This window comes from Streptomyces xylophagus (genome assembly GCF_000716435.1).
Taxonomy (GTDB): Bacteria; Actinomycetota; Actinomycetes; order Streptomycetales; family Streptomycetaceae; genus Streptomyces; species Streptomyces xylophagus.
In genome coordinates, this window is the sequence record NZ_JNWO01000001.1 from 684,184 (window position 1) to 703,891 (window position 19,708).

The following is a 19,708-nucleotide window of genomic DNA, read 5'->3' on the forward strand; positions in this document are numbered from 1 at the left end:
CCGGCCCCGCCGACAGACGCTGCCGCGCCGCAGGCGGAGCCTGGGCGAGGGGATGGCCAGTGCGCGGACCGCGGACCTGTGCTGCTACTTGTGCACTACGGCCACGTAGGAGAGGCCGCGCTCTTCGGTGAAGGGCCTGAAGTGCGAGTCCTGTCCGTAGGCGGAGTCTGCGGTAACCCACGCGATGGGATGGGGGGAAGCCGGAAGCCCAGGACGCGCAGGATCATGTCTCGGGCGGGGTTGCCCTTGGCGGCGCAGGTCTGCTCGTCGGGGATGCGGGCCGCTTGGCAGCGTTCCCGGTCGTCGGTCCGGTACTTGGGCAGGTAGAGCTCGTGGTCGATCCGGGTGTGGCCGCAGGCGGCGGTGAAGGCGGCGAAGACACTGATCCGGCAGTTCTCGGTCCGTCCGACAGTGCCCTTCTTCACGAAGCCGATGTCGTCGAGGATCAACACACCGTCTGCCTCGCCGAGTTGTCCGGCCGCGTATGCCTGGAGGTCGTCACGGAGGCCGTCGCCGTCCCAGCGGCTGCGGGAGAGCGAGAGCAGGTGCTACAGGTCGTGTGGGGCGGCGTGGCCAGCGTGTTGGGCGGATGGCAGTTGTACTTTCGGCTGACCGGTCCGGGCAGTCCGGGCAGTCCGCGGATGCAGTCGCGCATCCGCTGCCGAGTCTCCACCTGGGCGGAACGCACTCCGGTCCGCCGGAAGGGTTCTTCGAGTTCAAGTTCCCAGGTGTTTGTCGGTACATCGTGAATTACGACGACGGGACTGCTCGCCGGGCTGTCATGCATAAGGCGTGGGCACACGCTGGCGGGACTGTCTGTCCGAGGCCGTCCCACGCATGCCCAACTCCCCCTGCACTCCCTACGGCCAATCCGTTGACCAGGAGAAATGCGCGGATCCAGTGAGAGCACTAGGGCGCAAGATTTTCACAAGGTCCCTGGCGCATCTTTTGGTGTGCAACGCGGAACGCCGCTGAACGGAGTCATCAGCGAGATCGGCGTCCGCAACGCGGGACGAGTCGGGCCTCCGGCCCAGTGCTTGCCCCAGCCCACCGTGACATCTCCTCGACAGAAAGAGGCAGACATGCGCATGCCGTTCCTCAAACGGACTCTCGCCATGGCGTTCGCCATGGCTGCCGGTGCGGCCGTCTTCTCCGCAACACCCGCCAGCGCCAGTACCTACAACGGATGCGTGTATCCCCGCGTCTGCTTCTATCTCACCGACAGCGACTGGGACGCGGGCTCGCCCACCGCCGCGTATCAGGACGTGACCAGCTACTACCAAACCCTCGGCTCGAAGAGCAAGGGCGCCAACTACGTGTGGAACACCCGCAATGACGACCGGGCGTACCTGAGGTACCTGTACGGCGGCGACACGTACTACACCTGCCTGGCGCCGAACGAAGGGGTCTACTTCTCCTCTTCTTTCACGGTGACCGGCATCGAGATCCAGACGGCATCCAGCTGCTGACAACCGAGCGCGCTGCGTGGGCCCCATCGCCGGGCGGCATTGGGGCCCACATGTCCGTCCGCGCCGCAGTGCCCTGGACCTCGGTGAACTTCTCCTCGCGACCTTGGACATGGTTCCGTCAGCGGTGAGCGAGAACACGGTGCCGTCGCCGACGTCGATGAGGATGTGGGCGCCGGTGCTGATGTCTATGCCGGGCATGGACATCAGGACCTTGGAAAAAGGGTGGGCCTCCAGCAGTTTCTCGATTCGGTGGGCCAGCAGTTCGCGCTGGTCGGGGACGGACTGCAGGGAGTTGGCAAGACTGGGGACGATCAGTGCGGCGGCGTCCGTGCCCAGGACGACGACGGTCTGTTCGTCGGGTGCGGTGAAGATGTCGTCGATCAGCCTCGCTGCCATCCTGGGCGCCTTTGGACGGATCAGGGTGATGAGCCGTCGGCGTCCGGCCTTGCGGAGCCGGGTCGGCGAGCTGAACTGGTCCAGCAGCCTGAGCACGGCGGGGTGCTGCATGCGCGGGCCGAAGACTCGTTCTAGGTGCGGGTGGATCTGCGTGAACAGGCCCCGCAAGCGGTTGGACAGGCGGGTAGCCTCGGCGGCGAGGTCGTCTACATCTGTCCTTCGAAGGCAAGACCGTGAGCTGATCGCGCTCGTCACGCGCGCACGACACGCTGAAGGACTCCTCTGTAACACCGGTTGGCCCCCGTGAATGGGCTGGGGAAGGGGCTCGCGGGCGTTGAGCCGTTCGACATCATGATCGACACTCTGGAGTCCTTCCCAACCGGCGTGATCGCCGACATCCATCCCGACGAGCCCATCTCCTCGATGTCGGGGCACATGGTAAAGTTTTAAGATGGTTGGTCATATTGCCGCGAAGGGGTACTCCTGGTGAGCAGAAGGAGTATGCGAGAAGAGATCGTCGACGCGGCGGTCGAGCAGTTCCACGCGCGCGGGTTCAACGCGGCGGGGGTCAAGGACATCACCGACAGCGCAGGTGTCCCGAAGGGGTCGTTCTACAACCACTTCGTGAGCAAGGAGGCGCTGGCCGTGGTGGCCCTGGGACGGTATGGCGAGAGCCGCCGGCTCCCGGAGCTCGGCGACGCGTCGGTCGATCCGCTGTTGCGCCTGCGGCAGCACTTCGAATTCCTCCGTGACGAGAACACCGGCCGGGACTACTCGCGTGGCTGCCTCATCGGCGGCTTCGGCACGGAAATGGCCGACCACAGCGATGTGATCCGTGAGGCGGTACGGGTCAGCCTGGAGCGCTGGGCACAGGCTCTCGCGGCTCCGATCGCCCAGGCGCAGGAGTCGGGCCGGATTACGGCTGCCATGAACGCGGAGGCGCTGGCCCGGTTCATCCTCAATGCCTGGGAGGGAACGCTCATCTCCGCCCGCTCCGAGCATTCGGAAGCCTCCTACGAGGTCTTCTTCGACACCGTGTTCGGCACACTGCTCGCCTGAGTGCGCAGGGGCGCCGCCACAGTTCCACGGCCCGAGGGCGCTGCCACCGAGCCCCCTGCCGCCGACAGCAGGGGGCTCGACGGGGCACATGGTGCACCGCATGTCATTCGAGCGTGATCTTGTCGAGGTCGATGGTGACGAGCAGCAGATCCAGGTTGGGCGTTCCGTCCTCGTCGAGGGCGTAGACCCGCCGCTTGGTCGGGACCTTGATCCCGTCGAACTCCCGGTATTCCGAGGGGTAGTGGGCGGTCGGTCCGCCCGCGACGATCTCGGCGTTGTAGTCGTGCCGCTTGAACAGCCCGTCGCTGCCGATGTAGAAGGTCTGCTCCTTGGAGTGGGTCGCGATGCTGTCGGGGAACGTCACCTTCAGCCGCCGCCACGTCTGCCCGTCTTCTTCCCAGGGTGTCAGCTCCTCGGTTGTGAAGCCGGGCATGGTGAAGGAGAAGGGCGCGGTCAGATACGTCCACATGGCGGTTCCGGCGAAGTACGCCAACTGCAGTTCGTCCCACGGGGTTTCGAGGACGTGCCCGGCGAAGGAGTCCCGCGGATTGTCCCGTTCGGCCAGCACCTCACCCGTATCGGTCTCGATCGCGACGCGCTTGGAGGTGAGGGCAGTACGTCGGCCCTCCTCCTTGATCGGGAAGTGGCTTGCGAACTGGCGGTGCAGATCGACGCGGACGTGGGTATCGGCGAGGACACCTTCCTGCCCCTTGAGCCCCCACAGCGGTCCACCGTTGCGGAGGTGCGCGGTGAGGGATGTGAACTCGTTCCACCGGTCGAGGCCGCCGTGCGCGGCGATGGTCTGATCCTGGAGGCTGCTGTTCTCATTCATTGTCAGACCGCCATATTCAGGACGATACGGAAGCGGGCCTCGCCGGACATCATGCGCTCGTACGCGTGGGGCGCCTGGGCGAGCGGCATGACTTCGGTCATCGGGCGGACGTCCCGGGCCTTGGCGAACCGAAGGCTGTCCTCGTTGTCGATGGAACTGCCGGTCAGGCTTCCGGCCACGGTGCGGGTGCCGAAGATCAGGTCGATGGTCTGCACCTGGATCGGGTCGACGGTGGCACCGACGACCACCATGCGGCCGCGTGGCGCCAGCCCGGAGACGAGGGGTGACATCGAGGCACCGCTGGCAGCGGTCGCGACGACAGCGGCGGCACCGCCCAACTCCCGCAACCGCGCGCCCGCGTCCTCGGCGGAGCTGTCGATGTAGTGGTCGGCGCCGAGCCGCTTGGCCAACTCCGCTTTCTCCGTGCCGCGGGCGATCGCGGCGACGCGGAACCCCAGCTTGTTCGCGTACTGTACGCCCAGGTGCCCGAGACCGCCGATACCCTGTACGGCCACCAGCGCGCCCGGGACGTAGTCAATCTGCCGGAGCGCGCTGAACACCGTCAGTCCCGCGCACAGCAGCGGAGCCGCGTCGATCGAGCCGATCCCGTCAGGGATCCGGACCAGGCCGCTGGCCCTGGCGATCATCGACTCGGCATAGCCGCCGTCGACGTCGCTGCCCGTCTGCGGCTGGTCCGCGCAGTTGACGAAGTCGCCACGCCGGCAGAAGTCGCACACTCCGCAGTGGCCGCCCAGGTATCCCACGCCCACCCGCTCGCCGACCCGCCATGTCGTCACCCCGGGACCGACCTCGTCGATCACACCGACAGCCTCGTGTCCGGGGACCACCGGCGAGGACGGGTCGGGCCGCCTGCCCTCGACGGCCACCACGTCGGAGTGGCAGACGCCGCATGCCTCCACCCGCAGGCGCACATGCCCGAGCGGCGGTTCCTGCACCTCGCGCTCCACCAGTTCGAACTTCCGCGTCCCTGTGACCTCGAACGCTCGGTATGTGGACATGGCACTCCCTCATGGTCGGTGGCTCGTGCGCCGGAACCTCCCGCGTATGCCGTTCGCGGGCAGACCTCGCGCTGATTCAAAATGACCGGTCGTCTTAACTCTACGATGACTTCTCCGCCTGAGGGCGTCAAGTCAACCGGGGGACACCGCGGGCTCCGTCAACTGGTCGTCTGTGGGCGATTTCTCGGAGTTCGTCCGACCCACCGCTCCGCGGAAACGCGAGCTGATCGCATGTGCGGATACGACGGGCCTGCCTTGGCTGCGGGGCCAGGTCCACCGGGGGACCTGGGCCACCGTCTCTCCTTGGGCCGTAGGCGGCGGATCGCGCCCTGCGAGGAAGTGGTGGCGCATCCCGCCGGGGCTCTCGCGCTCTGTCGCCACCAGGGTTCCCTCCGTGGGGGCGTTGTTGAGCCCGGAGCCGCCGCGGGTCGACTGTTACTGCGCAGGCCATCCGATCGCGTCGAAGACTGCGACGGGGTCCAGGTAGTCCCGCCAGTGCGTCACTTTGCGGTCCTTGACGGTGATCACAGAGACGAAGCGGTTGTCGTAGGCCCGCCGGGTTCGGACCGCCTGCCCATGGACCGCGTACTCAAGCACGATCACCGACGTCTCGTGATCCCGGTGAACGGCCAGTTCGTCCGCGCTCCGCAGCACCATCGTGCTGCCGTAGTCGCGGTAGAGCTCGGCCACGGCCCGGCGCCCCTCAACCCGTCGCGGGTATCCGGGAACGGAGATCACGTAGTCGAAGATCACGTCTTCGGCGAGGAGATCGAAGAAGTGCCGTCCGTCGACGAAGCCTGCCAGTCCTTCCTCGATGATGCGGAAGAAGGGGGCCAACGCCTCGTAGTCCTGGAGGTCCTCGACGTCCTCGACGCCCTCGCTGTCGTTCAAGTCGTCGGTAGGCGTGGTCACTTGGCCTCCTGGAGCGTCCACGCGTGTGCGTTCCGCCGGGCGAAGTCCTGGAAGGTGGTCGGCTGCCTGCCCGTGACCTTCTCGATGTCGCCGTTCGGCCGGGAACCGTTGCCCGAGATGATGGTCCCTGTCAGCCAGCGGAGCATCACGGCGTAGTCGGCGGGTACGAAGCCGGCTGCGACCGCACCGCCGACCCATGCCTCAGGGTCGATGTCGTTGCGGGTGACGGATTCTCCGGTCACCTCGGCGATGACGTCGGCGACCTCACTGACTGTGAGCGACTGGGGGCCGGTCGGCGCATACTCCGCGCCGGCATGGGCGTCAGGTTCGACCAGCGTCTCCACCGCGACCGCGGCGATGTCCGCGGCATCGACGAAGGCCTCCGCACCGCCGCGGGTCGGTAGCGTGATGGCACCTTCGACGACCGGCACGTGTTCGTCCACGAAGTTCTGCATCACCCATGCGGGACGAAGGATGGAGTAGGTGAGGGCTCCTCGGCGGGCCAGGTCGAGTTCGACGGCCCGGATGTCGACCTCCGGCGGTGCCTGGTCGCTGCCGTAGGTACTGAGGTACGTAACGTGCCGCACCCCCGCTCCCGCGGCGAGATCGAGGAAGTCGGACACCAGGCCGGCGTATGTGACCCGCATGACGGGTGTAACGAGGTACACGCGGTCGACGCCGTCCAGGGCGCGGGCATGCGTAGTCGGGTCGTCCCAGTCGAACACTACGTCGGCGCCGTGTCGCGAGGCCGTGCGCGCCTTCAGGCCCCGCCCGATGAGTTTCCGCGCCACCAGCGATCCGGTTCGACCGGTACCACCGAGCACAAGTGTCGTCTGCCGTGAATCAGTCATGACTTCATGGTGAGACCGGGAAGTGAGCGAATCAATGCGTGATCCTCTCACTTCTTTGTTTCATACGCTCGGAAAGTTGACTGCTGCGATTGTCTGGCTCAACACTTGGCGCATGGACCTTTTGCACGACCACCTCGCGAGAGCGCGCGCCTCGGGCGCTGTTTTCGCTCGAACGGTGGCCACGCCTCCCTGGGGGCTGCGGCTGGGGGGCTCCATCCAGCTGGCGGTGCACGCCGTCGTACGGGGGCGGGGGTGGCTGTGGTTCGACGACGACTCCCAGAGTCCGATGGAGCTCGCTCCGGGCGACGTGACGCTTGTCCGCGGGGGACCCGATCACTACATCGGCCATGAACCCGGCGCCGACTGGCTCGAACCGGAGGAGTTCCGGGCTCATCACGAACACGACGAACGCTCGGACGACCCACGGGCCACGGTGTTCCTGTGCGGCGCCTACCGGTTCTCGGGGGACATCGGCAGCGGCCTGCTCGAATCACTGCCCCAGGTGCTGCCGCTCTCGGCAGCCGTCGGCGATCCCCTGCGCGACGTGATCAGCCTGCTGTCCCGAGAGCTGGCCTCCCCTGAGCCAGGTCAACCCACTGTGCTGGACCGACTCCTCGACATACTTCTGGTTCTTGCCATCCGTACCAGTTTCCGCCAGAGCACCACCGCACCTCGCTGGTACCGGGCGTCGGCGGATCCCCGGCTGAACGCAGCCTTGCAAGCCATGCACGAGAATGCCGGGCACCCGTGGTCGGTCCCCGAACTCGCGGAGATCAGCGGACTGTCCCGGGCAGCCTTCGCGCGAACCTTCCGAGACGCGCTTGGCCAGACCCCGATGCAGTACCTGACCGACTGGCGAATGGCCCTGGCCCGCGACTACTTGCGCAACGGCGAGCTGGGCCTGGCGAAAATCGCCGACGTCATCGGCTACGGCTCGCCCTACGCGTTCGCCGCAGCCTTCCGGCGCCATCACGGAGACCCGCCGGGAGCATGGCGGCAACGGGAGTCGACCCGTGCCGGCAGTCCGGTGGCCGGCGACGGCGTCCACCTCCGCTGACACCCGCACGCCTCAGCCGCACCGGTCGTATCGGGCGTCACCACACATCCGACCGCCACGACCACCGGCACGACCAACCTGGGCGGTCACAGCATTGGCCTCGGTCTTCACGGACATCGGCGCGCGCCGTGCTGAGTGCCGCCAGGGCTTCGTCTCCCGCTGTGGCGAGGGTGCCCGCGAGGCGAGAGCCGGTCGGGTTGGAGGCCACCGGCCCGGACATCGATGGCTTGGCTCGTAGCAGGCCCAGATCCGCCAGGCAGTCCCGCCCGGCGCGACCGCGAGCGCCACATCCGGCAGGGCCTTGCCGGGATCATGCGCCGCCCGAGGCTTGCGCCACGGCGTCGGCGCAGCCGATATCGACCGATCCAGGCCGGTCCTGCGGATCGTCCCCACCGGCAGTCCGCCGCCGACCTCGGATCCGCCCTGGGAACACACATCGGCGACGTCGACCAAGGTGATCCCGTGACCAGGTGGGGTGCCCGTATCTCCCGAAGCCATGGATGCGCGGCACATGACCAAACCCGATCACAACGAACATGTTCGCTATGCTGCAGGCATGATCCACCGAAGCCCCGCCCCCCGCAGTCGCCGCGAGCGGCCGGCCAAGCCCGCCTTGACCTACGAGGGCATCGTCGCCACCGCCGTCGCTCTGATGCGGGCCGAGGGGCTCCAGCGCGTCACCATGCGCCGACTGGCTCAGGAACTCGACACTGGTCCTGCCTCGCTGTACGTGTACGTGGCCAACACCGCGGAGTTGCACGCGGCGATCCTGGAGGAGTTGCTGGGCTCGGTCGACCTCGGCGCGGTACGGACGGGCGGCGACTGGCGTGAGCGGCTCGCAGCGGTCCTCGGCTCCTACACCAGGGTTCTGTTCGAACATCCCAGCCTCGCCCATTCCGCTCTGGTGACGCGTCCCTCGGGCCCGAACTACCTCGCGCTGGTCGAGGCGGTCCTGGAACTCCTGCACGAGGGGCAGGTTCCCGACGCGCAGGCGGCCTGGGGCGTGGACGTGCTCTTGCAGGTGGCCACCTCCACTGCGGCCGAGCACTCCGCCCGGGGCCAGGATGCCGCCGCCCGCGAACAGGACAATGCGCTGGTAGCCGCGCTGAGGGAAGCCACTGCGCAGACGTATCCGCGTATCGCAGCACTCGGCACGGACCTGATCTCCGGGACCCCGGACCAGCGTCTGGCCTGGATCTTCCGCGCGGTCATCAACGGCGCGAAGGACACCCCGCGGTAGGCGCGCCAGAGTCCTCCCGCGCCCACGCGCCCCACCGGCCTGGTGGCCGGGCTGACCGGTGGCCGACACGATCCGGAGGTGGTGCCGGCGAGCGATCGGCCGGCCGAGTCGGTGAACTGGGACACCATCTCGTTCCTGAACCTCACGGTGTGCACGTTGGCCGCCGAGCGTGCCGATATGCCTGAAGCATCCGCACATGTACCCAAAAGCCAGCGTGACAGGCCGGCCAAAGCCCCCCTCAGCCGAGAGGTCATCGTCCAGACCGGACTCGACCTGCTCGAGGCGGGGGCCCGGCGAACCTGAGCCTGCGCAAGATCGCCACAGCCCTGGACACCGGCTCGGCCTCGCTCTACGTCTATGTACAGAACCTGCATCATCTCCACGCCCTCATGCTGGACAGGGCCCTCGCCGAGATTGCCGCACCGGTCACGGACCAAGCCCCGTTCGAGCGGGTCAAGTCGGTTCTGGAGTCCATTCTGCGCGTCCTGCTCGCACGCAGAGGACTGGCTCAGATCGCCGCGGCAACGATGCCCGAGGGCGAGAGCTGGATGCGGCTGAACGAAACTCTCCTCGACGGACTGATCGAGGCGGGCGTGCCGCCCGAGCGCGCCTATGCGGCGGCCCCCGAAGAGGCCTACCCGCGCCTGACCGAACACCACGATCTGATCTTCGACGGCCCGGGACCTCGCCGACTCGCCTGGTTCCTGGAGGTCCTGCTCAACGGCATCGCCCACACTCGGCTGCCGGCTCAGCCCGCCTCGGCCGACCGTGAAGCGCGGCAGCCTTCCCCGGACATGTCCCCGTAGACCCCGGGAGGTTGGACCCGGAGTGCAACGAACTAGTTCCTGGCGAACTTGTTTGTAACGAACATGTTCGCTACGCTCGGGATGTTCCAGCCACTCGAAAGGAGTCCGCCATGGCATCCACCACACCTGCACCCGCGTCCGAGCCCGTCGTGCCGAAGAACATCCGCTGGGTTCTGCTCGGAATCCTGCTGGCCATGCTGCTCTCGATGCTCGACGGCCTGATCGTCGGGACCGCGATGCCCACGGTTGTCGCCGACATCGGCGGGCTGAACCACATCGCCTGGGTAGTGACCGCCTACACCCTCACTACCGCGTGCTCCACCCCGGTCTGGGGCAAGCTCGGCGACCTGTTCAACCGCAAGTTCATGTTCCTCGGCTCGATCGTGGTGTTCATCGTCGGCTCGGCCCTGTCCGGGCAGGCCTCGTCGATGGGCGAACTGATCGGCTTCCGCGCCCTGCAGGGCATCGGCGCGGGCGGAATGATGGCCGGGGCCTTCGCCTTCATCGGCGTGCTGCTCCCTCCGCGTGAGCGCGGCAAGTACCAGGGCATGGTGGCCATCGTCCAAGCCTTCGGCACCATCGCCGGTCCGCTCATGGGCGGCTTCATCACCACCCACCTCGGCTGGCGCTGGGCCTTCTACGTCAACATCCCCATCGGCCTGCTAGCCATCGCCTGGTGCTGGCTGCTGCTGCGCGTGCCGCCCGCTCGCCGCGGCAAGGTCGTCATCGACTGGCCGGGCATCGCGCTCATGACCGCGATGATCAGCGCCCTGGTGATGGCCGCGACCTGGGCGGGCAGCACCTACGCCTGGGGCTCCTGGCAGATCCTCGGCCTCGCGGGCGTGGTCGTCGTCCTGCTGATCGCCTTCGTCGCCGCCGAGCAGCGCGCCGCCGAACCGCTGCTCCCGCTGCGGATCTTCACAGGACACCGCAACTTCCCGATCGCCGCCGTCCTCCTCACCGTCGCCGGCGTGGCCATGTTCGGAGGCACGCTCTACCTGCCGCTCTACCAGCAGACCGTGCAGGGCGCCTCGGCACAGAACTCCGGCCTGCTGCTGTTGCCGATGATGGCCGGCACCGTCGCGGCATCGATGACCGCGGGCAAAGTGATGTCGAAGACCGGCAGGTACAAGATCTTCCCGATCGTGGGGTCGGCGTCACTCGCCATCGGCATGGGGCTGCTCTCCACCATGGACACCACCACATCCCGCGCCACGACCAGCGTCTTCATGTTCCTGGTCGGCATCGGCACCGGCTTCAGTATCCAGATGGCCAACACCATCGCCCAGAACAGCGTGGAACTGCGCGACATGGGCGCGGCCTCCGCGGCCACCAGCCTCTTCCGCACCCTCGGCGGCTCCCTCGGTGTCGCGGTCTTCGGCTCCCTGTTCACCCGAGCCACCGAGGGCCACGCGGCCACCGCGGGAGAGAGCTCGGCCGCACACGGCGCGTCGCAGGCCGCCCAGGACGCCTATCTGCACGCAGTCACCCATGGCATCCAGCAGATCTTCCTGGTCGGTGCCCTGTGCGCCGCAGCGGCCTTCCTCGCCGCCGTCTTCATCCAGGAAGTGCCCCTGCGCAAGCCGCCCACAGGCAGCCAGAACACGTCGAAAGAACCGGCCCCGGCCACCTCGTGAGACCAGTCGGACCACAGGCACGCGGCACGCGGCCGGCCGCCGGGCCAGAACGTGCCAGTGCGTAAAGGAGATCACCATGAACACCCACCACCCCATCCTCATCGTCGGCGCCGGGCTCGGCGGCCTCACCCTCGCGCGCGTCCTGCACGTTCACGGCATCCAGGCCGCCGTCTTCGACCTCGAGACCGACCGCTACGCCCGCACACAGGGCGGCATGCTCGACATCCACACCGAGAACGGCCAGGTGGCGCTGCACCACGCCGGACTGATCGACGCCTTCCGTGCCCTGGTGCATTCCGGCGGGGAAAGCAGCCGGGTCCTGGACAAGCACGCCACCGTGCACTGGGACGAGGTCGACGACGGCACCGGCGACCGCCCCGAGGTCGACCGCGGACAGTTGCGCGACCTGCTGCTCGACTCGCTGCCCGAAGGGACCGTGCACTGGGGCCGACAGGTCACTGCGGCCGCACCGCTGGGCGGTGGCCGACACGAAGTGACCTTCGCCGACGGCGCCACCCTCACCACCGACCTGCTGATCGGCGCGGACGGAGCCTGGTCCCGGATTCGCCCACTGGTCTCCGCCGCCCGGCCTGCCTACAGCGGCCTCTCGTTCGTCGAGGCCGACCTGCTCGACGCCGATGTCCGCCACCCGAAAGAGGCCGCCATCGTCGGCAGCGGCATCCTTTTCGCGCTCGCAGACGGCAAGGGCCTCCTCGGCCACCGCACGACCAGCGGCAAACTCCACATCTACAGCGCCCTCCGAGCCCCCGAGGACTGGCTCGACGCGATCGACTTCAGTGACATCGACGCCTCGAAGGCCAAGGTGCTTGCCGAGTTCGAAGACTGGGACCAGAGCCTGACGGCGCTGGTGGCCAACGCGGACGGTCCTCTGGTGCCCCGCAGGATCAACGCACTGCCGGTCGGCCACCGCTGGGACCGCGTCCCGGGCGTGACGCTCCTGGGCGACGCCGCCCATGTGATGTCGCCGTTCGCGGGAGAAGGAGCCAACCTCGCCATGCTCGACGGCGCGCTCCTCGGCCAGTCGATCGCCGAGCACCCGGGCGAGACCGAGTCGGCCCTTGCCGCTTACGAAGAGGAGCTCTTCCCGCGCAGCGCCGCCAAGGCACAGGAGTCCGTCGACGGCATCGAACTCTGCTTCGGCGAGAACGCGGTCAATCGGCTCGTCGAGATGTTCAGTGCCACACCGCCGGACAACACCTGACCGCGGCTACCGCACGGGCTCAGAGCGGCGGGACCGTGTTCTGATCGTTGGGCAGGACACGCTTGAGCTCACTGCGCGAGCTGATGCCCAGCTTGATGAAGACTTTGCGCAGGTGATATTTGACCGTTTGCAGGCTGAGGAAGAGCCGGGTGCCGATTTCGGGGTTCGAGAGTCCGTCACGTGCGAGCCGCGCGATCACGGCCTCCTGCGCGGTGAGCTCGTCGCGGACCTCGACCGTGCGCCTACGGACGGTCTCGCCGGTGGCCAGCAGTTCGCGACGGGCCCTCTCGGCGAACGCCGCGGCTCCCATCGAAGCGAAGATGCCATGGGCGGCGCGCAGCTGCTCGCGAGCGTCGACCCGACGGCGCTCACGTCGCAGCCATTCACCGTAAAGGAGATGGCTGCGCGCCAGCTCCGGGCGCAGGCAGGTCCGGCCGAGACGCGTGATCGACTCGCGATAGAGACTGTCTGCGGCGTCGCCCTCGCTGAGCAGGGCACGGATGCGGGCCTCAATGCCCAGTGACCACTCGGTGGGCGTCGTCCTGGTGCGTTCGGCCAGCCACTCGAGTGCGGTCTTCACCAACCCGACGTCACCGGTCCTGGACGCCGCCTCGGCGAGTTCGGGTACGACATGGGATCCCAGCCCTGGTTGGTCACTCTCGAACGCTTGCCACGCGGCATCCCGGGCGGCGTCGTGGCGACCGAGACCGTTGCAGAGCACCGACCGTGCGGTATTCGCGAAGTCGACCATCCGGCCAAGACGGGCTGCCGTCGCCCGTTGCAGGACGGCGTCGATGAGTTCCGTTGCCCGTGACTCCTGGCCGCGCCACGCGGCGAGCATCATCCCGCCGTAGACAGCGGGCGGATTCCCGGTCATCTCGGCGATCAGCTGGTCTTCCTCGATCAGCATGGCCGCCGTAGTCACCTCGCCGGCGCGAAGGTGTGTTCTGGCCAGGAAATCGAGCGCGAACTGCAGGTGCACGACTGCGCCCGTCTCGCGAGCGAACCGGGTCAGGCGAGCAGCAAGGGCGTGGGAGGACTCGGCGTCCCACAACTCCATGGCCACGATGGCGCTGGAGCTCGCCCCGACGAGCCGCAACCAGCGGCCGATGCCGTCGTCGGCGAGGTCCAGCGCAGACAGCAGTTCCTGTGCTCGGGTCATCGCGGGGGCCGCCGCGGCATAGCCCTGCGTCACGCGAATCGCCAGCGCGTCGAGCAGGACGTCAACCGCGCGCGGAGGGTCGGGCGCGGGGGGCGCGGCCTGAGCTGCCTCGGCAGCCTCCTTCATTCCGCCCGGGCCCCCGAAGTCGCCGACCCACAGAGCGGCCCCGAGCGCCTCGAGGTGGGTCTCGCGGGCCAGCTCGGCGCTGAACGGCTCGAAACGCCGAGCCGCGCCCACAAGCAGCCGGACCGCATCGCCACGCCGCTGTACCAGCGCGACCTGTCCGCGTAGGTGCTCGATCTCGGCCGCCTGCACGCGCTCGACCGGGCCGGCCTCGGCTGCCACAAGCAGTGTGAGTGCGGCATCGAGCGCTCCGACGTCGCTCTTGGCTCTGGCCGCGCTGAGCAGGCGCCGTACACGAAGACGTGGTTCGGGTGTCGCGATCGCCGCACGTTCGAGGAATGCGGCAACTGCCGCCAAGCCCCCTCTGGCCTGCGCACGGCCGGCCGAGCGTTCGAGTTCCCCGGCGACCTCCTCGTCCGGCCCCGGCGCGGCGTGGGCGCGGTGCCAGGCCCGTCGGTCGGGGTCGCTCTCCGCATCAGTGACCTCGGCCAGGGCCCGGTGCACGTCCTGTCTGTCCGTCAACGACGCCGAGCGGTAGGCCGCCGAGCGCACCAGGGGATGACGAAAACGCACAAGCGTGCCGAACTCGATGAGCCCGGCCTCGACCGCGGCCGTCGCAGCGTCGGTCCCGATACCCAGCAGCGCGGCCGCTCGCCACACCAACGCGGGATCACCGACCGGATCGGCCGCCGCGAGCCGCAGCAGGCGTCGGCTCTCGGACGGCAGAACGTCCAGCCGCCGCCGGAAGCTCTCCTCGATACTCCCCGACAGCGGCACCGCACCCGGGAGCGCGAAACCACCCGCCAACTCGGCCGGCGTGACTCCCCGCGGCAATTCCAGCAGCGCCAACGGGTTGCCCCGAGTCTCGCTGACGATCTGCTCGCAGACCCGCGCGTCCAGGGGCCCTGTCAGTACCGAGCCGAGCAACGTGCGCGCATCCGCCTCCCGCAGACCTTCCACGACGAGCTCCGGCACACCCGCCAGTTCCTCGCTTGTCTCCCGAGCCGCGAACACCAGACCGACCGACTCCGCCTGCAGGCGGCGTGCGACGAACGCGAGAACTTGAGCCGATGCGCGATCGAGCCACTGTTCGTCGTCCACGAGGCACAGCAGCGGCTGCTCCTCGGCCGCATCGGAGAGCAGGGTCAGCACTGCCAAGCCGACGAAAAGCCGATCCGGCGCCGGCCCTGTCCTGATGCCGAACGCCGTACTCAACGCGTCACGCTGCGGAACCGGAAGACGGTCAAGTCGGTCGAGCATCGGCGTCAGCAGCAGATGCAACCCCGCGAAGGCGAGCTCCATCTCCGATTGGACACCGGCGGTACGCACCACACGCACACCCGACGCGTGTTCGACCAGGTAGTCCACCAGCGCCGTCTTGCCAACGCCCGGTTCACCGCGTACGACCAGCGCCCTGCTCCGACCGGCCCGGACAGCCTCGATCAGGCTCGTGAGCGCCGCGCATTCATCGCGCCGGCCCACGAGCTGCACCACCGGCCCACCGCCGGGCAAGCACCTGGTCATATCCACAACAGCGACGGTACAACCGGCGCGCGGCGTGCCGGGTGGCTGGCCGGTGGGGGATGCGAGCACCCGTCAGCGGTCCGAAGACTGATCCACATCCGAACGGCGCGACGCGTGGCCGTCGCACAAACCCACTGCTGTCAGGAGCCGCATGTGAACACCATCGCCCCCAGCTACCAATCCGTCGACGGCGTCGACGTCCGTGTCGCCAGGAGCGACGGGGGCCATGACCAGACGCTGATCCTCACCTGTCCGTGGCCCGAGAGCCTGTACGCCTTCGAGAGCACGTGGTCGCTGCTGTCCGAGCACGCGAACCTCGTCGCGGTCGACCTGCCGGGCTTCGGCGGATCCCAGCGCCGTGACGAGCTCCTCACCCCCCGGACGATGGGTGCGTTCCTGGTACGTCTGATGGACCAGTGGGGTATCGATGCCCCACACCTGTTCGGACCCGACGTCGGGACCGCGGCCGCGTTGTTCGTGGCTGCCAGGCACCCGGGACGGGTCCGCAGCGTCATCGTCGGCAGCGGCGCGGTCGCGTTCCCTCTGCAGATCGGCGGTGCGCTGAAGGATCTCGTCGAGGCCCCCGACCTGGCGCCGATCGCGACACTGGATCCGCAGGATCTCGTCAGCGGCTCCCTCGAACTGGTGGAGAAGTACGCATTGTCGCCCAAGGCGCGTGCGGACTATCTGACCTCCTACCTCGGCGATCGGTTCACCGAATCCTGTCGCTACGTCCGCAGCTACGACTCCGAGCTGCCCGTACTCGCCGACCTGCTGCCCGAGGTCCGCACCCCCGTCCTCGTCCTGCAGGGCGACCACGACCCTTACGTGCCCCCGGCCAACGCCGAATACCTGCACGGGCGCCTGCCCCACAGCAGGCTGCACGAGTTCGAAGCGGGCCACTTCTTCTGGGAGGACAAAGGCGACGAGTTCGCCGCCCTTGTCTCGGCGTGGATCGCTGGTCAGTACCGCGACGTCGGCTGACCCGGCCAGACCACCGCGTCGAGGAATCTCCTTAGCCCCCCATCGAAGGACCTGCTCATGTCAGACCGCCACATCGCGGAGTCAAGCTTCAGCCACGTGATCAATGCGCCGATCGACCGAGTGGACATCGCCGACTGGCTGTTCCACCTCTCCGACGCGGAATATCAGCGTTGCGCCCCACCGGACCACATCGCCGTCGGGGTGACCACGACCGACGACGGGCAGCCGATGTCGATCAACGTCGAGATGATCGGCGGCAACCTCATGGTCCAGCACTACGTGGGCGAGGTCACCGACCCCCATCACTGCCGCATGGTGTCCGTCTCCGACTTGTTCAGCCCTCTCCTCGGCCGCACCTCACTGCACGTGGTGTGGGACCTCAGCGTCCAGCCGCTCGACGAGCACAGCTGCGAATACGTCAACCACGTCACGGCAACGGCCACCGACGAGTTCCTCGCCGCGATCAACGAACACGGCATCTCCCTCGAGCAAGCCGCGGCCGCGGACCAGGAGGCATCTTCGGCCCACAACAAGAAAGAGACGCCCCTGTACGCGAAGAGCATCGAACGGCGAGCACTCGCACGAAGCAACAACTGATGCCGAGCGCAGGCGGTGCTCAGAAGCGGCAGTCCTGTCGATCATGACATGAGGACGGTCCTGGTTGAACAGGGCGTCCGGTCGGGTGATCTTGGCCGAGTGGATGTATGAGACAGGGCCCCTTGGTGACTCGGGTTGCGACGCAACGCGTTGTCAGGGGGCCCTGTTGCTCCAGTCATGCGTGATGACCCTCGTCCCGTCCAACTCCTGCGTGCCGGTCTGCGATTGCATCGCTCACCGGTTCGGGAACGCGGCCGACCGGCCCGAGAAGGTGCGGTGGTATCCGTTGGACATGACGGACGGTGGTCGCACTGAAAGATGTCTGGCGGCGATTCGTACCCGACCCACGACGACTCCTGCTTCGAGAACGCCCACGGTCTCGACCCTGGCCTGACGCCCTGTCACGGTGCTCGCAGAACCCACTCCTTCAGGCACACCGGTGGTGGAGACGCTGCGGCCAGGCGAAAGAACTACCTGTCGTGCTCGCCCATACGCCCACACGGTGATCAGGTCCGCCGGGGAGCAGTCGAGGATCCCGCACCGCGCGGCGAGGGTGTCCATCGACAGGCGCTGCGGCGGCTGTTAACCAGCCTGAACACCTGCTCGCGGGAGAGGTGCACTCTGTACTCGTGTGTGCAGATAGCGCGACCTCTTCATGCCGGATTCGCCCGCACCGGATTACGGACTGGCGCGCTAAGAATCTTCCGTCACGCGGATCAAGCACCTGCCTCCGCGGATCACGCGGTTCGCCGAAATCGTCGACAACGACCAAGGCGTCGGAGCATCGCGGAACCAGGACCCGCCCGCCTTCATGGACCGGCTCAGCGGTCACACCGCCGTGCAGAACCCCATCGCTCTGACCCTGGTCGCCGTCTCCGTGGCTGGTGCCGCGGGACTGACGTCCGGTTTCACAAGCAGGCAGTAACCGCCGACTCCTCCGTGATGCCCGGCGCACGGGCCGTACCGTGCCGCCCCGTTGAACTGGGCGGCACCGCCTCCTACAACGACATCCGGGAGCATTCCATCGGTCCCCCCGAGGCACCGATCCCGCGAGGGAGGGCCGGTGGGGTGCTGACCAGTGTCCGCGCGGTACGGCACGCGACCGGCCCAGCCGGCGTGACCCGCGTGCTCGAGCTCGACGACTGTGGCACCTTAACGCCTCATCAGAAGCGCCGATGGATATTCGACTATTCACCCGGTATGCATCGCATTCGGGTTGAGAAGCTGCACCCCGTGCCTCTCCTTCAGACAAGACATATGGTCGCTCTTCTGTGCGCAGGCCTGGCTTTGCTGGCCGGGTGCTCGCATTCGCCCCATGCCCGGCCGGGCGCGCTGCCGTCCGGCTCCCCGTCCGGCGCGCGCACCAGCATCAGCACCAGCGGCGCCGACTGGTCGACGGTGACATTCAGCGCTTCCTCACCCGCCTCTGCCGACGGACTGCGCCAGACGGCCAGCCGGATGCAGGAACGCGCCAAAACCCTCGGCATGACGAGCGCCCAGGTCGAGGCACAGAGCGCATCCATCACCGTCACCGGCCCCTACCCCGTCGGGCAGTTGCAACAACTGGGATCACCCGGACAACTGCGCTTCCGGCCGGTACTGGCGCAGGAGAGCACTGTTCCTGGAGCACCCACGCCGAGTCCCAGCGCCAGTTCCCCACAGGGGCGTGCTGTCACCAGAGACCTCCGGGCCGCCGCTTCCAGCTCCGCGCAGGCAAGTCCTGCCGGCGGGTCCGATGCGGCACTGTCCGCCCTCCAGGCGCAGTACGTCGCGCTGGACTGCTCTGATGACCGCACGCGCATCGAGACCAACCAGGATCCAGGACCCGACACACCCGTCGTCGCTTGCGCCGCCAGCCGCACGCCGGGACAGCCGGCAGAGAAGTATCTCTTGGGGCCGGCCATCCTGAGCGGCAGCGAGGTCGTCTCGGCCAAGGCCACATACGACACCGCCAACGGTGCGGGCTGGACAGTACTGCTGGACTTCACCTCGGCCGGGGCCAAGAAGTTCGCCGACGCCACCGGACAACTCGCCCAGAACCAAAGTCCGCAGAACGAGTTCGCCATCGTCGTCGATGGCGCTGTGGTGTCTGCACCTTCGGTCACCCAGGAACTGACGGATGGTACGGCGCAGATCTCCGGAAGCTTCAACGAGAAGGAGGCCCGGAACCTGGCTGCCAAGCTGAACTCCGGTGCACTCCCCGTCACTTTGAAGTTCGCCAGCTCCACTCACATCACCAAGCCCTAGGGCGCGTGTCGGAAGCGGTCCGAGGGGCTCAGGTTGGGCCCGCCTTGTGTCGTGTGATGCTGACGTCATGACTGATCAACGCGAGGTTTCCATTGTCCGCTGGCCAGGCCGGACTCCTTCCGTCGAGGACGGGCTGGCCGCGTTGCTGGCGGCCTACCATCTGCGGACGGAGGCCGAGAAGGGTGAGGCCGTTGCTGATGTGGACGGGCTGCCAGACCGCTACCGGGCGGAGGTCTCGGACCCGCGGATCGCGTTCGTCGACGATGTCGTGCTGGTGGCTCTGAGCGGGCGCGCCGCGGTGGGCTGTCTGGTGGTGACCGCCCCCGCCGACGGGCGGTCGGAGATCAAGAGGCTCTGGACGGACCCGGTATTCCGGGGTCGGGGCATTGCGTCGGGCCTGCTCGGTGCTGCGCTCGCGCATGCTGCGGAAAGCGGCGTGGGCACTGTGCGGATGTCGGTGTGGAACTGGCGGGCTGGGGCCATCGCTCTGTACGAACGGTTCGGCTTCACCGTCACCGAGTCATGGGACGATCGGGATCAACTGGTGTGCATGGAGTGTCCCGTGTGAGTG

Annotated in this window: 18 protein-coding genes and 3 pseudogenes; 12 read left to right on the top strand and 9 right to left on the bottom strand. The window is 67.8% G+C overall.

Annotated elements, in window-relative coordinates; genetic code table 11:
• Positions 1-95 precede the first annotated feature (95 nt).
• Positions 96-545 (bottom strand): transposase, encoded by a 450-nt coding sequence (locus tag OO70_RS51070; RefSeq protein ID WP_078651208.1) that lies wholly within the window; start codon positions 543-545, stop codon positions 96-98.
• A 537-nt stretch (positions 546-1,082) separates the two neighbouring features.
• On the opposite strand from OO70_RS51070, the gene OO70_RS55255 reads away from it, so the two are divergent.
• The gene (locus OO70_RS55255) at positions 1,083-1,469 is read left to right on the top strand and encodes a hypothetical protein (protein WP_043663208.1); all 387 of its coding nucleotides are present in this window, start codon (positions 1,083-1,085) and stop codon (positions 1,467-1,469) included.
• A gap of 120 nt (positions 1,470-1,589) precedes the next feature.
• Here the strand turns inward: OO70_RS55255 and OO70_RS55730 are convergent.
• Positions 1,590-2,069 (bottom strand): annotated as a pseudogene (locus OO70_RS55730) (IS110 family transposase); the annotation flags it as partial.
• 282 nt (positions 2,070-2,351) lie between these two features.
• Here OO70_RS55730 and OO70_RS03050 point away from each other — a divergent pair.
• A complete protein-coding gene (locus OO70_RS03050) occupies positions 2,352-2,924 on the top strand; it encodes a TetR/AcrR family transcriptional regulator (protein WP_043663214.1) in 573 nt (190 codons plus the stop codon).
• A gap of 103 nt (positions 2,925-3,027) precedes the next feature.
• Here the strand turns inward: OO70_RS03050 and OO70_RS03055 are convergent, their stop codons facing one another.
• The 4 genes from OO70_RS03055 to OO70_RS03070 form a co-directional block, all read right to left on the bottom strand.
• Positions 3,028-3,756, bottom strand: a complete 729-nt coding sequence (locus OO70_RS03055) for a hypothetical protein (protein WP_043663216.1) — start codon at positions 3,754-3,756, stop codon at positions 3,028-3,030.
• 2 nt (positions 3,757-3,758) lie between these two features.
• Complete coding sequence (locus OO70_RS03060; protein WP_043663219.1) at positions 3,759-4,775, bottom strand: alcohol dehydrogenase catalytic domain-containing protein; 1,017 nt, start codon at positions 4,773-4,775, stop codon at positions 3,759-3,761.
• 435 nt (positions 4,776-5,210) lie between these two features.
• Positions 5,211-5,687, bottom strand: a complete 477-nt coding sequence (locus OO70_RS03065) for a nuclear transport factor 2 family protein (protein WP_234336676.1) — start codon at positions 5,685-5,687, stop codon at positions 5,211-5,213.
• Positions 5,684-6,538: an NmrA family NAD(P)-binding protein gene (locus OO70_RS03070; protein ID WP_043663222.1), complete on the bottom strand. Its 855-nt coding sequence runs from the start codon at positions 6,536-6,538 to the stop codon at positions 5,684-5,686. The genes OO70_RS03065 and OO70_RS03070 overlap by 4 nt, the downstream gene beginning before the upstream one ends.
• Positions 6,539-6,650: 112 nt before the next feature.
• Here OO70_RS03070 and OO70_RS03075 point away from each other — a divergent pair, with 112 nt between their 5' ends.
• A complete protein-coding gene (locus tag OO70_RS03075; protein ID WP_051740534.1) occupies positions 6,651-7,595 on the top strand; it encodes an AraC family transcriptional regulator in 945 nt (314 codons plus the stop codon).
• A gap of 106 nt (positions 7,596-7,701) precedes the next feature.
• Here OO70_RS03075 and OO70_RS57205 read toward each other — a convergent pair.
• Positions 7,702-8,012 (bottom strand): annotated as a pseudogene (locus OO70_RS57205) (transposase); the annotation flags it as partial.
• 139 nt (positions 8,013-8,151) lie between these two features.
• On the opposite strand from OO70_RS57205, the gene OO70_RS03080 reads away from it, so the two are divergent.
• The 5 genes from OO70_RS03080 (at position 8,152) to OO70_RS03100 (ending at position 12,500) form a co-directional block, all read left to right on the top strand.
• The gene (locus tag OO70_RS03080; RefSeq protein ID WP_043663225.1) at positions 8,152-8,835 is read left to right on the top strand and encodes a TetR/AcrR family transcriptional regulator; all 684 of its coding nucleotides are present in this window, start codon (positions 8,152-8,154) and stop codon (positions 8,833-8,835) included.
• A gap of 42 nt (positions 8,836-8,877) precedes the next feature.
• Positions 8,878-9,138, top strand: a complete 261-nt coding sequence (locus OO70_RS03085) for a hypothetical protein (RefSeq protein WP_158711404.1) — start codon at positions 8,878-8,880, stop codon at positions 9,136-9,138.
• A gap of 86 nt (positions 9,139-9,224) precedes the next feature.
• Complete coding sequence (locus tag OO70_RS03090; RefSeq protein ID WP_043663230.1) at positions 9,225-9,641, top strand: TetR/AcrR family transcriptional regulator C-terminal domain-containing protein; 417 nt, start codon at positions 9,225-9,227, stop codon at positions 9,639-9,641.
• A 110-nt stretch (positions 9,642-9,751) separates the two neighbouring features.
• Positions 9,752-11,278 (top strand): MDR family MFS transporter, encoded by a 1,527-nt coding sequence (locus OO70_RS03095; protein WP_043663233.1) that lies wholly within the window; start codon positions 9,752-9,754, stop codon positions 11,276-11,278.
• A gap of 76 nt (positions 11,279-11,354) precedes the next feature.
• A complete protein-coding gene (locus OO70_RS03100) occupies positions 11,355-12,500 on the top strand; it encodes an FAD-dependent oxidoreductase (RefSeq protein WP_199827231.1) in 1,146 nt (381 codons plus the stop codon).
• A 19-nt stretch (positions 12,501-12,519) separates the two neighbouring features.
• On the opposite strand, the gene OO70_RS03105 is transcribed toward OO70_RS03100, so the two are convergent.
• Complete coding sequence (locus OO70_RS03105; protein ID WP_043663237.1) at positions 12,520-15,297, bottom strand: helix-turn-helix transcriptional regulator; 2,778 nt, start codon at positions 15,295-15,297, stop codon at positions 12,520-12,522.
• Positions 15,298-15,462: 165 nt separating this feature from the next.
• On the opposite strand from OO70_RS03105, the gene OO70_RS03110 reads away from it, so the two are divergent.
• Together OO70_RS03110 and OO70_RS03115 are read left to right on the top strand one after the other, a co-directional pair.
• On the top strand, positions 15,463-16,293 hold the full coding sequence (locus OO70_RS03110) for an alpha/beta fold hydrolase (protein WP_043663240.1): 831 nt from the start codon (positions 15,463-15,465) through the stop codon (positions 16,291-16,293).
• Between the two features lie 57 nt (positions 16,294-16,350).
• Positions 16,351-16,890: a hypothetical protein gene (locus OO70_RS03115; protein WP_043663243.1), complete on the top strand. Its 540-nt coding sequence runs from the start codon at positions 16,351-16,353 to the stop codon at positions 16,888-16,890.
• A gap of 498 nt (positions 16,891-17,388) precedes the next feature.
• Here OO70_RS03115 and OO70_RS53590 read toward each other — a convergent pair.
• Positions 17,389-17,519, bottom strand: a pseudogene (locus OO70_RS53590) (helix-turn-helix domain-containing protein); the annotation flags it as partial.
• A gap of 439 nt (positions 17,520-17,958) precedes the next feature.
• Here OO70_RS53590 and OO70_RS03120 point away from each other — a divergent pair.
• Entirely contained in the window at positions 17,959-19,137 is a 1,179-nt protein-coding gene (locus OO70_RS03120; protein WP_158711405.1) for a preprotein translocase subunit SecD, read from the top strand.
• A gap of 67 nt (positions 19,138-19,204) precedes the next feature.
• Positions 19,205-19,705 carry a GNAT family N-acetyltransferase gene (locus OO70_RS03125; protein ID WP_043663245.1) on the top strand — a complete coding sequence of 167 codons (501 nt, stop codon included), beginning with the start codon at positions 19,205-19,207 and terminating at the stop codon, positions 19,703-19,705.
• Positions 19,706-19,708 lie beyond the last annotated feature (3 nt).